Below are 13028 nucleotides of genomic sequence, written 5' to 3' on the forward strand. Positions count from 1 at the left end.
AATGCAGATCCTCCTGCTGGAGGGGGTCAACACGGGTGCGGACTTCGTGGGTGACTGGATGACCGCCACCGATCAGTCGTGGGAGGGTGCAAGCTCCCCAGGACTCTCGGTCGCCCCCTGTCTGCAGGTGTCCTCCCCCAGCGGGGCCACGGCCATGATCGAGCAGTACGCGGAGACTGCAGCACAGCATGCCTCCGCCGCACGCTCGGGCAGCGCCCTCCTCGTCTGGATATACAACGCTCGGTCCCTCTCTCCCGAGCAGTGGGACTCGTTGCGCAGTGACCTCCATGAACGGGGCACCGACGTCTTCTTGGTCGCCGAGCTGCAGACCGAGGCCAGCCAGCACGGGGACTCGCTCGAGACCTCGATGATCGATCCCTATGCCCACTGCTTCGACGCCGTGTGGCTGTTCGAGGACAAGGAGTCGGAGGTCCTGGAGGATTTCGCCTCGTGGGCCGCGGCGAACGAGATCCCGTTCGCGGGCGGGACACTGCCCGGGTACGACAGGGAGACGGACCGTGGCGGCTACGTAGATGCCCGGGGCACCGAGCTGTGGCGGGGTCATCTGGAGGCCCAGTTGGCGTCTCACCCCACGTGGTTGACGGCAGTTACGTGGAACGACGCCGTGGAGCACACGTCGATCCAGCCCTCCACTGACTGGGGGAGCACGCGCGCGGATCTGTTGGCTCATCACTCTGCGGTCTTCAGGGACGCGGCCCAGGAGGACTCCGAAACCCGGGCCTACGTGAGCTCACCGCAGTACCTCGTCGCTGGGCGGAAGTTCCTGGCGGAGGGGCTCGTGGTCAACCACGGCGACGCCACCGTGCGGGTTCGTGCAAGAGTCACGTCCGCCACGGGGCAGATCCTCGCTGAGGCCACGTCAGACCCCGTGGCCGCGGGCGGTGTCACAGCCGCAGTGATAGAACGGGACCTCGACCTGCGCGGGGGTGAGCACGTCGTCACCGTCGTGGACGTCCTCGACGGGAGCGGTTCACGCGTATCCGGCGTCCGCGGCGCCCCGGTGGTCGTGTACGACGGCGGAGACCCCGCCGTCCCATCGCCGGACCGCCGCCGCTACTACTCCTTCGGGAGCCACGAGGCCACCGACTTCTCGGAGGTGGCGAAGATCGACCGCGGCGCGGGGCCAGGACCCGCCGGGATGCGCGTGCGGACCGCGCACCCGGTTCGGTCCGTGGAGTTCCTCCACAACACCTGGCCAGCGGGACTCGCGCTCGACGACACCGGCGTGGAGTTCCAGAACCCGCCGGAGAGCATCGTGGGCGGCCAGGAGGTGAGCACCGTCCCAGGCGGCTTCACCATCGCCCGGCTGGTGACCCACGAGGGAAGGATTGCGTACTCAGCACCCGTACATCACGCACCACCCGGCGGGTAGAGGACCGAGAACCCCGCCACCGGCGGGCCGACAGGACGGCCTCCCGACACCTACATCGCAGGACCGCACGACCACCACAGGGGAGAGAACATGACACACCACCGACGCCGCCTCGCCACATTCACGGGCCGCGGCTACGACAAGGGCCGCAGCACCCTCCAGTGCGCGGCGTGGGCACTCGTCGCGGAGCCGCTGCAGCGCTCCGTGCTGTGCCCTCCGCGCGTGCGCACGCGCATCCTGCGCGCGTTCGGGGCCCAGATCGGGGAGGGCACCCTGATCCGTCACGATGTGCGGATCCACTGGCCCTGGAAGCTGAGCGTGGGCGAGAACTCGTGGATCGGCGTCGGCGCGTGGCTGCTGAACCTGGAGCCCGTCACGATCGGCTCGGACGTGTGCATCTCGCAAGGCGCCATGCTGTGCACGGGCAGCCACCGCGCGGACGACCCCGCGTTCGAGTTCGACAACGCGCCCATCACCGTGGGCGACGGCGCGTGGATCGCCCTGCGCGCCACGGTCCTGCGCGGCGTGACCGTGGGCGAGGGCGCCGTGGTCGGCGCCACCGCCCTGGTCACCCGGGACGTCCCGGCCGGCGAGCGCGTCCTGGCCCCCGTGGCCGCGAGGGCGTGAGCGGCATGCGGATCCTGCAGATCGTGGCCCTCGTCTCGGGCACCAACGCGTACGGCGGGCCCACCACGGTGGCCTTCAACCAGTGCCGTGCCCTGGCCGACGCCGGCCACGACGTCGTGCTCGCGGCCACCGGTTCCGAGCTGGGCACCCCGCTGCCCACGGAGCGCGACGGCGTGCGCACGGCCCTGTTCCCGCCGCACTTCGTGCTGCCGGGCGCGGGCTTCGCGGGGCTGACGTCCCCCGCGATGCTCTCGTGGGTGCGCCGGGTGGCCCCGAGCGCGGACGTGGTGCACGTGCACATGGCCCGGGACCTGCTGACCCTGCCCGCGGCGTGGCTCGCGCAGCGCGCGGGCACCCGGACGGTGCTGCAGACCCACGGGATGATCGACCCGTCGGAGAACCCGCTCGCGGGTCCGCTGGACGCCGCCCTGACCCGGCGCGTGCTGCGGGACGCGCACCGCATCTTCCACCTGACGCCGCGGGAGCAGCGGGAAGTGGCACAGGTGGCGCGCGGTCCCGTGAACCTCACGGAGCTGCACAACGGCATGCCCGTGGGCGCACGGTCGCGCACGGCGAGGACGGACGGGACCTGCCGGGTGCTGTTCCTCGCCCGCCTGCAGGAGCGCAAGCGTCCGCTCGCGTTCGTGGCCGCGGCCCGCTCGCTCGCGCAGCGCTTCCCGCACGCCACGTTCACTCTGGTGGGCCCGGACGAGGGACAGGGGGACGCAGTGCGCCGCGCGATCACGGACGCGGAACTCGGGGACCGCCTCACCTGGGCGGGCCCGGTGGACTCCGCGGGTGCCGCGCAGTGGATGCGGGACTCGGACCTCTACGTGCTGCCCTCGGTGGACGAGCCGTACCCCATGTCCGTGCTGGAGGCCATGTCCTCCGGGCTCCCCGTGGTCATCACGGACACGTGCGGTTTGGCGGACACGGTGCAGCGCACCGGCTCCGGGGCAGTGGTGGACGACTCGCAGCCGGATCTCGAACGCGCACTCGCAGAGCTGCTGTCCGACCCCGACCTGCGGGAACGCACCGGGCGGGCGGCACGGGACACCATTGCCCGGGAGTACGGCATGGACGCGGTCCGCGAGCGGCTGCTGCGGGCCTACCAGGACTGAGCGCCACACGCACCAGGAAAAGGTTCCGGACCTGTCCCCCGGGCGGGGGACGGCGGACTGGCCGATCGGCCAGTCCGGGCCTGGCCGGGGGTCCAGCCCAGATCTGGCCGGTGGTCGGTGGTCCCGACCGGGGCGGCTTCGTAGCGTAGTTACCACCGGGTCAGAACGGATCAGCATCCGCTCGGGGATGGCCCGGTACATGTCACCGACGTTCAACAGCAAAGGACACGCACCATGGACATCTTCACCTCCATCATCCAGTCCCTCGGCACCGTTGCCGGCATCGTTCTCGAGTTCCTCAAGGCCTTCGGCATCGCCGGCTGATTCCGGTCCTGAGACCTGGATGCGAGGTCTGATCCCGCATCCGCACCGCGCGGCCCCCGCTTCTCGGCGGGGGCCGCGCGCATGCCGTCACCACGCCGCCCGCACGGCTTCCCGCCGCGCCGCACGTTCGGCGCCGGGGCAACGACCCCGGCCCCGCGGCGTCGTGCCCGTCCGCGGGTCACCCCGGCCCGGCGGCGTCGTGCCCGGTCACGGGGCGGAGGGCCACGAACCCGGACCGTAGGATGACAGCGTGAAGGCCTTACTGCTCGAGAACATCCACACCGACGCCGTCGACGCCCTGCGCAGCCGGGGGTTCGAGGTCGAGACCCGCAAGGGTGCCCTGGACCCCGAGGAGCTGCTCACCGCCCTGGAGGGCGTGGACCTGCTGGGCATCCGGTCCAAGACGCGGGTCACCCGTGAGGTCTTGGAGGCCCACCCGCAGCTGCTGGCCGTGGGCGCGTTCTGCATCGGGACCAACCAGATCGACCTCACGGCGGCCACGGACACCGCCACGGCCGTGTTCAACGCCCCGTTCTCCAACACCCGCTCCGTGGTGGAGCTCGCGCTCGCGGAGATCATCGCCCTGGCCCGCCACCTCACGGACAAGAACGCCGCCGTGCACCAGGGCGTGTGGAACAAGTCCGCCGAGGGCTCCCACGAGGTCCGCGGCCGCACGCTCGGCATCGTGGGCTACGGCAACATCGGCAAGCAGCTCTCCGTGGTCGCGGAGACCTTCGGCATGGACGTCTACTACTACGACGTCGAGGACCGCCTGGCCATGGGCAACGCCACCAGGTGCGACTCCCTGGAGCAGCTGCTCTCCTGCGTGGAGACCGTCACGCTGCACGTGGACGGGCGCGAGTCCAACACCGCCATGTTCGGCCGGGAGCAGTTCCGCCAGATGCGACCCCGCTCCATCTTCCTCAACCTCTCGCGCGGCCACGTGGTGGACATCGAGGCGCTGCACGAGGCGCTCGTCTCGGGCCACCTGGCCGGCGCGGGCCTGGACGTCTACCCCTCGGAGCCCAAGGCCGCCGGGGAGCCCTTCGTCTCCCCGCTGCAGGGACTGCCCAACGTGATCCTCACCCCGCACGTGGGCGGTTCCACGGCGGAGGCCCAGGAGAACATCGGGGGCTTCGTGTCCGGCAAGCTGGTGGACTACTGCCGCTACGGCACCACGAGCCTGTCCGTGAACTTCCCCGAGGTCCAGCTGGACCCGGAGATCCGCGGCACGCGCCTGCTGCACATCCACAGCAACGTTCCCGGCGTGCTGGCGCGCGTGAACTCCGTGCTCGGCGAGCACGGGATCAACGTGGACCGCCAGCAGCTCGTGACCAAGGCCCAGATGGGCTACCTGGTCACGGACTGCGGCAACGGGGTCACCGAGGACGTGGTGGCCGCGATCCGCGCCCTGCCCGAGACCATCCGGGTGGCCACCGTCTCCTGACACCCGTTCCGGCGCACGACGCCGCCCGCGCACCGCGCCCCCGTCACCCGCCCCGGGTGGCGGGGTCCGTTCGTGCGGGCAGGGCGCTGGCTCGTCGCCGGCCCCGCCTCGGGCGGCCGCGCACGCGGACGCGCGGTCTGCGACCGCCGTGGGCCCCGTGTCTCCGGCCGGTGCGCCCCCTCGACCGGCCGGTCCGGCGCGTTCACAACCTGTCACGCGGGGCCGGCCCGGCGCGGTCCCGGGGTCCCCTCCCCCGCCCTCACCTACGCTGGAGGGGATCCCCTTTCCCACGACGATGTGGAGAACACCATGAGCCACCCGGCCGTGCCCGGCGCACACCTGAAGAACCTCGACCCGGATCCGCACCGCGGCGAGGAGGTGAACTTCCAGTCCCCGGGTGAGCGGGCTCCGGCCGAGAAGCCGCACACCCGCACGATCCGGCTGCTGGGACTGCTCGCGGGTCTCGCCCTCGCCGCGGCCATCTACGCGCTGATGCCGCAGGACGTGCCCCACAACGCCAAGCTCACCGCGGCCACCGCCGTGCTCATGGGCGTGTGGTGGATGACCGAGGCGCTGCCGCTGCCCGCCACGGCGCTGATCCCCCTGGTGGTGTTCCCCACGCTGGGCGAGGACATCACGCTCGACAAGGTGGGCGCCTCCTACGGCAACAACATCATCTTCCTGTTCATGGGCGGGTTCCTGCTGGCCCTGGCCATGCAGCGGTGGAACCTGCACCGGCGCATCGCGCTGCTCACCGTCAAGGTCATGGGCACCAAGCCCTCCCAGATGGTCGCCGGGTTCATGGTGGCCACGGGCTTCCTGTCCATGTGGGTGTCCAACACCGCCACGGCCGTGATGATGCTGCCGATCGGCGTGTCCGTGCTGCTGCTGGTGACCAAGATCGGCTCGGGTGACGGGGAGACCGCCCCGGCCACCGCAGAGGCGGGGGGCTCCCGCGACACCGGGGACGTGGACCTGCAGGACGACCAGCTCAAGGAGGAGGTGGTCAAGTCCAACTTCGGCACCGCCCTGATGCTCGGCATCGCGTACTCGGCGTCCATCGGCTCCCTGGGCACGATCATCGGCACCCCTCCCAACACGCTCATGGCGGGCTACCTCTCGGACGCGCACGACATCACGATCGGCTTCGGGCAGTGGATGCTCGTGGGCGTTCCCCTGGCCGTGGTGCTCATGGCCCTGTGCTGGCTGCTTCTCACCAAGGTGCTCTTCAAGCCCGAGATCAGCGAGATCCCCGGCGGCAAGGAGCTGATCGGCGAGGAGCTGCACAAGCTCGGCCCCATGTCCTCGGGCGAGAAGCGTGTGCTCGCGCTGTTCGTGCTGGCCGCCGCGGCGTGGATCCTGGTGCCCATCCTCTTCGACGACCCCATGATCTCGGACGCCGGGATCGCGGTGGCCGTGGGCCTGCTGCTGTTCCTGTGCCCGGCCGGCGCCGCACCGGGCGTCCGGCTGCTGGACTGGGAGACCGCGGTCAAGCTGCCGTGGGGCGTGCTGCTGCTGTTCGGCGGCGGCCTGGCGCTCTCCGCCCAGTTCTCCACCTCGGGGCTCACCGAGTGGATCGGACAGCAGGTCCAGGGCCTCGGCGGCCTGCCCGTGGTGCTGCTGGTGCTGCTCATGGCGGGCGGCATCCTGCTGCTCACCGAGCTCACCTCCAACACCGCCACCGCGGCCACGTTCCTGCCCGTGGCGGGTGGCGTGGCCATGGGCATCGGCGTGGACCCCATGCTGCTGGCCATTCCGGTGGCGCTGGCCGCGACGTGCGCGTTCATGCTCCCCGTGGCCACCCCGCCCAACGCCATTGCGTTCGGCTCGGGCTACGTGACGGTGAGCCAGATGATCCGGGGCGGCGTGTGGCTCAACCTCATCGCCCTGGTACTGATCACCATCACCACCATGACCCTGGGGGTGTGGGTCTTCGGCCTCACCTTCTGAGCCCGCTCCGCCGGGCCCACGACGCCGCCGCGCACCCCTGGGTGCCCGGCGGCGTCGTCGTACGGGGCGCGCGGCCCGTTCCGTGGGCGCGCACACACGCGAAGGCCCCGGGGGTCGCGCGGGGCGATCCCCGGGGCCGTTGCGGGTCCCTGGACGGGTGGGCCTACTTCTTCTTGGAGCCCTTGGCCGAGGTGCGGGAGGACTTGGCCGCGCCCTTGCCCCCGGTGGCGGACTTCGCCGCGGTCTTCTCCGTGCGGGCCCCCGCGTGGTCCAGCACGCCCGTGCCGGACTCGATGTGCGAACGCATGAACCACTGGAACAACTCGAGGCCGCGGACCTGGCCGATCAGCATGTCCTCGGTGATGGGATCCATGTCGCTCACGCGGGCCAGCGCCTCGCGGTGGTCCGAGATGACGCCGTCGTACACGAGGTCCAGCGCGGCGAGGTGCTCCACGCCCGGCGCGCGGTTGATGTCGTAGTCGTCCCACGTGCGCTCGGCCACGATGGCGCCGGGCAGACCGTTGGGGGACACGCCCATGGTGGCCATGCGCTCCGCGAGGTCGTCCACGTAGCCACGGACCTCGTCGATCTGCGGGTCCAGCATCTCGTGCACCGCGATGAAGTTGGGGCCCACCACGTTCCAGTGGGCGTGCTTGAGGGTCAGCTGCAGGTCGTTGAGGGCGTGCAGGCGCTGCTGCAGGATCTCCGCGACGGCGTGGCCCTGCGCGGTGGTGAGACCCGGGACGGTGAAATCGGCGTTCCTGGTGGACTTCTTGGCCATGACAACCTCCTGGTGGAGTCGCGGCTGCCAGCGCGGGATAGCACCGGGCCCGACTTATTGTGATGAATTCAGAATAACAAGCCGAGGGCGAGCGCACCAGGGTGCGGACGACGTCGCCCGCGCCTCCCCGCGGGATTGGTGATCCTGCTCACGCACTCTAGGGTGGAGAAAATACCTGAGACCTGGAGTATCAGATGACTGTCTACCCCCACCTTCTGTCCCCGCTGCGCGTGGGCTCCCTGACCCTGCCGCACCGCGTGATCATGGGGTCCATGCACACCGGCCTGGAGGAGACCCCGGGCGGTGAGCAGGAGCTCGCGGACTTCTACGTGGAGCGGGTGCGCGGCGGAGCGGGACTGATCGTCACGGGCGGCGTGTCCCCCAACCGGGAGGGTGCCGCCCGCGAGGGCGGGGCGCACCTGAGCGAGGAGTCGCAGCTGCCCCCGCACCGCACGGTCACCGACGCCGTGCACGCGGAGGGTGGCCTGATCGCCCTGCAGCTGATGCACAGCGGCCGCTACGCCATGCACGCGGACGCCGTGGCACCCTCTCCTCTCCGCGCGCCGATCAACAAGGTCACCCCGCGCGAGCTGAGCACCGAGGACGTGGAGCGGACCGTGGAGGACTTCGCGCGCGCCGCGGGTCTCGCGCAGCGGGCCGGCTACGACGGCGTGGAGATCATGGGCTCGGAGGGCTACCTGATCAACGAGTTCCTGGTGGCGCACACCAACCAGCGCACAGACCGATGGGGCGGCTCCCCCGAGGCCCGACGGCGCTTCGCCGTGGAGGTCGTGCGGCGGGTGCGGGAGGTCGCCGGGCCGGACTTCCTGGTCATGTACCGGCTCTCCGCCCTGGACCTGGTCCCGGACGCCCAGGAGTTCGAGCAGGTGCTCGCGCTGGGGCGCGAGGTGGAGACCGCCGGCGCGTCGATCGTCAACACGGGCATCGGCTGGCACGAGGCGCGGATCCCCACGATCGCCACGAGCGTCCCGCCCGCCGGCTTCACCTGGGTGAGCCGGGCGCTGCGCGAGCACCTGGAGATCCCCGTGGCCGCGGTCAACCGCATCAACACCCCGGAGATCGGCGAGGCCGTGATCGAGCGGGGGGACGCGGACCTCGTGTGCCTGGCCCGCCCGTTCCTGGCGGACCCGTCCTTCGTGTCCAAGGCCCGTGAGAACCGCCCGGACGAGATCAACACGTGCATCGCGTGCAACCAGGCGTGCCTGGACCACACCTTCTCGGGCAAGCGGATGTCGTGCCTGGTCAACCCGCGGGCCATGCGAGAGACCGAGCTCGTCCTGGGGCCCACCCGCACGGCCGAGCAGATCGCCGTGGTGGGCGCGGGCCCCGCCGGTCTGGCGTTCGCGGAGGCCGCCGCTCAGCGCGGGCACCGGGTGACCCTGTTCGAGGAGCACACCGAGATCGGAGGCCAGTTCCAGCTGGCCCGGCTCATCCCCGGCAAGGAGGACTACGCCCACACCATCCGCTACTTCCGCACCCGCCTGGCGGAGCTCGGTGTCACGGTGCACACGGGCCGCACCGCCACCGCCGCGGACCTGGAGTTCGCGGACCGGGTGGTGCTGGCCACGGGGGTGAATCCGCGGGTGCCCGGGATCCCCGGCGAGGACGGACCCACCGTGCTCGGCTACAAGGAGGTCCTGGGCGGAGCGCCTGTGGGTGAGCGCGTGGCGATCATCGGCGGCGGCGGCATCGGCTTCGACGTGGCCCACTTCCTCACGCACGACCCCCGCGCGGACTTCTACGAGGAGTGGGGCGTGGACCGCACCCTCGAGGCGCGCGGCGGACTGCTGCGCCCCGCCCCCGCCGCGCCCCTGCGCCGCGTGAGCGTCCTGCAGCGCACCCCGGGCAAGCCGGGAGCGCGACTGGGCACCACCACGGGCTGGATCCACCGCGCCGAGCTGCGCATGGCGGACGTGCAGTTCGTCACCGGCGTGCAGTACCAGCGGATCGACGAGCAGGGCGTCCACGTGCTCGTGCCGGAACCGGGTGCGGCGGCCCCGGAAGCCGGCCGTGCGGCGTCGTCCGGGGCGTCCCGGACCGGCCCCGGGGGCACGGCACGTGCGGCGGGAACCACGGCGGTGGCCGAGGCCCCCGCCCTGCGGGAGCTGCTGGTGCCCGCGGACACCGTGGTGCTGTGCGCGGGCCAGGAGTCCCGCGCCGATCTCGTGGACGAGCTGCAGGGCGAGCGTCCCGTGCACGTGGTGGGCGGAGCGCACGTGGCCTCCGAGCTCGATGCCAAGCGCGCCATCAAGGAGGCCGTGGAGCTCGCCGCGTCCCTGCCCTGACCGGGGGTGCCCCACGGGGCTCTGGGCCGGCCACCGCGACACCGGGAGGGTCACCCGGACGACGCGCCCGGCGCCGGAGCCGAATCCCCCGGACGGCGGGGCGCACTGCGGTGCACGGGCCGGGCTGTCACCACCCGCCCAGTCCGGCCGGTTACTATTCTGGGAACTGCCCACGACCGTGTGCCCCACCGCGCCCCCGCGGCGGCACGGAGAACGCCGCCACTGGCCGAGCGAGAAAGGAGGCGGAATGGGTTTCTGGACCGGACTCGAGAACGGCATCGAGAAGGCCGTGCGCACCGCCTTCACCGCGGGGTCGCGCAAGCGCGTCGAGGCCGTGGAGATCGCGAGCGCGCTGCGCCGCGAACTGGACCAGGAGTCCTTCGGAGTCTCCGGCGGGCGCACCATGGCACCGAACGTCTTCACCGTGGAGTTCTCGGACGACGACTTCCCGCGAGCCCAGGAGTGGGGCGTGCAGCTGGCGGAGGAGCTGTGCGACGTGGTCATCCGCCACGCCCGGTCCCAGGCCTACACCCTCCAGGGCGCGGTGCGGGTGAGCTTCGTGCGCGAGCCCGAGCTGGAGACCGGCGAGTTCCGGATCCTCTCGTCCTTCGAGCGCACCAGCACCCCGCAGGCACCCGCGGACGCCGGGACCTCCGCGCGAGCCCCGCAGCCCCCGGCGCCCGCGCCGCACGCCCAGGGGTACACCGCACCCGGCCACGACGACGCCGCGCCCGCTCCGGAACCCGTGGCGCCCCGGTCCGCGCCGAACGCCGTGCCCGTGATCGAGGTGGGCTCCGAGCGCTTCTCCCTCAACGCCCCGAGCGTGAGCGTGGGCCGTTCCGCGGAGGCGGACATCACCGTGGAGGACACCGGGGTCTCCCGCAAGCACCTGGAGATCCGTCGCCAGGGCCAGAACTACCTGGCTGTGGACCTCGGCTCCACCAACGGCTCCTCCGTGGACGGCCAGAGGATCCAGGGCCGCGCCCAGCTCGTGGACGGCTCCGTGATCACCATGGGACGCACCAGGCTGGTCTTCCGGCTGCTGGTCCCGAAGGAGAGGCGCTGACGTGTCCGAACTGACCGTGACCCTGCTGCAGTTCGGCTTCCTGGCCCTGCTGTGGCTGTTCATCGCCGCCGTGGTCTTCTCCCAGGCCCGCGACCTCAGCGTGAGCGGCAAGGCCCGCTCGCGATCCCGCGGCCGCACCCGCTCCGCCGTGGCCACCAAGGAGCCCCCCGGTCGTCGCGCTGAGCCCGCCGCTGCCGCCGCTCCCGTGACGGGTGGTTCCAGGCACCGGCCCCAGCAGCTCGTGGTGCTCGACGGCCCGCTCGCGGGCAGCAGCTACCAGCTGGGCGCCGCGCCCGTGATGCTCGGCCGCTCCCCCGAGGCCACCGTTCCGCTCGAGGACGACTACGCCTCGGGCCGCCACGCCCGCCTGTTCCCGCAGGGCTCACGCTGGTTCCTGGAGGACCTCGGCTCCACCAACGGCACGTTCGTGCAGGGCCAGAAGCTGACCCGTGCCGCGGCCGTGGAGCCGGGTGTCCCGTTCCGCGTGGGACGCACCGTGATGGAACTGAGGCCGTAGCCCATGCCCATCGCCTTCCGCTACGCCGCTCGCTCCGACGTGGGGCGCGTGCGCTCCAAGAACGACGACTCCGCCTACGCGGGCCGGTACCTGGCCGTCGTCGCCGACGGCATGGGCGGCCACGTGGGCGGCGACGTGGCCTCCGCCTCCGCGGTGATCGACCTCACGCACCTGGACCACGCGGGCCACGACGGCGACGCCGAGACCGTGCTCGCGGACGAGATCCAGAACGCCAACCAGAACCTCGCGAAGCTCGTGCAGTCCAATCCTCGGCTGGGCGGGATGGGCACCACCGTGACCTCCCTGCTGATCGACGGGGACGAGATCTCCGTGGCCCACATCGGGGACTCCCGCGCGTACCGGCTCTCCGAGAGCGAGGGCTTCCAGCAGGTCACCACGGACCACACCTTCGTGCAGCGCCTCATCGACGAGGGCCGTCTGCACCCCGAGGAGGCCGAGACCCACCCCCACAAGAACGTCCTGATGCGCGTGCTCGGGGACGTGGACGCCTCCCCGGAGCTCGAGGTCCGCACCGTGCGCCCCGCCGTGGGCGAGCGCTGGCTGCTGTGCTCAGACGGCCTCAACGCCGTGGTCAACGCCAGGACCATCGAGAGCGTGATGCGCTCCACGGGTGACCTCAACCAGATCGTGAACTCGCTCGTGGAGCTCACCCTGGACCGCGGTGCCCCCGACAACGTGACCGTGGTGGTCGTGCAGGTGGACGAGATCCCCCACGGCAACGAGGCGCACCCCATGACCGGGGAGGGCCAGGGCGCCGTGCCGGACGAGTCCCGCACCTCGGACGAGCGGCTGCGCGTGGAGACCTACGAGGCGCTCGAGGACCACTGGAACGGGCCGATCGACTCGCCCGTGGCCGGTGGCGGGCACGACTACCGCGAGCCCGGGCGCCAGGACCCCGCCGCTCAGGAACCCCCGCAGTCCTCGGCCTCCGCGCTGCGCCAGGACCTCGCCGAACGCCCCCACCTCCTGGTGGGCGCGGCGGCCAACGCCACCCAGACGGGCCGGATCCCCACGGTCTCCGACTCCGCGATGCAGCGCCGCTCCACCATGCTCTCCACCTCCACCCTGGAGGAGACCACCGACCCCGCCGAGGTGCGCAGCCTGCTGCGCCGCAAGGGCGAGGACCCCGAGCCCGGGACCCGGCGGCGTCGTGCCGCGTGGATCGCCGGCGGTGTGGTGCTCGCGGTCGCGCTGCTGCTGGGCGGCTGGGGAGCCCGCGCCTGGACGTCGTCGCAGTACTACGTGGGCGAGGACCAGGGAAAGGTGGCCGTCTACCAGGGCGTCTCGCAGAGCCTGGGTCCCATCTCGCTGAGCGAGCTCGACTCCACCACGGACATCCCCGTGGACTCCCTGTCCCAGTACGCCCAGGAACGGGTGCGCGCCACGATTCCCGTCGGGAGCCGCGAGGAGGCGGAGGAGATCGTGGTGGAGCTCAAGAACTCGAGCAGCCCGGAGCCCCGCCCCACCGGCAAGGT

At 71.8% G+C, this 13028-nt stretch carries 10 protein-coding genes; 9 read left to right on the top strand and 1 reads right to left on the bottom strand.

The genetic code is table 11. From position 1 onward, the window contains the following. Position 1: 1 nt before the first annotated feature. The 5 genes from QL985_RS06255 to QL985_RS06275 all read left to right on the top strand — a co-directional run bounded on the left by QL985_RS06255 (position 2) and on the right by QL985_RS06275 (position 6862). Positions 2-1393: a hypothetical protein gene (locus QL985_RS06255; protein ID WP_259905628.1), complete on the top strand. Its 1392-nt coding sequence runs from the start codon at positions 2-4 to the stop codon at positions 1391-1393. Positions 1394-1483: 90 nt separating this feature from the next. Beyond that, positions 1484-2020 carry a DapH/DapD/GlmU-related protein gene (locus QL985_RS06260; RefSeq protein WP_019311037.1) on the top strand — a complete coding sequence of 179 codons (537 nt, stop codon included), beginning with the start codon at positions 1484-1486 and terminating at the stop codon, positions 2018-2020. Between the two features lie 5 nt (positions 2021-2025). After that, entirely contained in the window at positions 2026-3141 is a 1116-nt protein-coding gene (locus tag QL985_RS06265) for a glycosyltransferase (RefSeq protein WP_259905642.1), read from the top strand. Positions 3142-3715: 574 nt separating this feature from the next. Further along, entirely contained in the window at positions 3716-4912 is a 1197-nt protein-coding gene (gene serA / locus QL985_RS06270) for a phosphoglycerate dehydrogenase (protein WP_047979243.1), read from the top strand. 309 nt (positions 4913-5221) lie between these two features. Then, a complete protein-coding gene (locus QL985_RS06275) occupies positions 5222-6862 on the top strand; it encodes a DASS family sodium-coupled anion symporter (RefSeq protein ID WP_259905625.1) in 1641 nt (546 codons plus the stop codon). A 163-nt stretch (positions 6863-7025) separates the two neighbouring features. Here QL985_RS06275 and QL985_RS06280 read toward each other — a convergent pair whose 3' ends face one another. Then, the gene (locus tag QL985_RS06280) at positions 7026-7643 is read right to left on the bottom strand and encodes a DNA starvation/stationary phase protection protein (RefSeq protein ID WP_259905621.1); all 618 of its coding nucleotides are present in this window, start codon (positions 7641-7643) and stop codon (positions 7026-7028) included. Positions 7644-7837: 194 nt separating this feature from the next. Between QL985_RS06280 and QL985_RS06285 the strand changes: the two genes are divergently transcribed. From QL985_RS06285 to QL985_RS06300, 4 genes are all read left to right on the top strand, one after another. Further along, positions 7838-9949: an NADPH-dependent 2,4-dienoyl-CoA reductase gene (locus QL985_RS06285; protein ID WP_259905619.1), complete on the top strand. Its 2112-nt coding sequence runs from the start codon at positions 7838-7840 to the stop codon at positions 9947-9949. Positions 9950-10196: 247 nt separating this feature from the next. Next, on the top strand, positions 10197-11015 hold the full coding sequence (locus tag QL985_RS06290) for a DUF3662 and FHA domain-containing protein (protein WP_257744246.1): 819 nt from the start codon (positions 10197-10199) through the stop codon (positions 11013-11015). 1 nt (position 11016) lies between these two features. Continuing rightward, positions 11017-11532 (top strand): FHA domain-containing protein, encoded by a 516-nt coding sequence (locus QL985_RS06295; protein ID WP_144803197.1) that lies wholly within the window; start codon positions 11017-11019, stop codon positions 11530-11532. 3 nt (positions 11533-11535) lie between these two features. Further along, positions 11536-13028: protein phosphatase 2C domain-containing protein (locus QL985_RS06300; RefSeq protein WP_290147648.1), on the top strand; the 1493-nt coding region annotated here is incomplete at its 3' end.

This window comes from Kocuria sp. APC 4018 (genome assembly GCF_030407675.1).
GTDB lineage: Bacteria > Actinomycetota > Actinomycetes > Actinomycetales > Micrococcaceae > Kocuria > Kocuria rhizophila.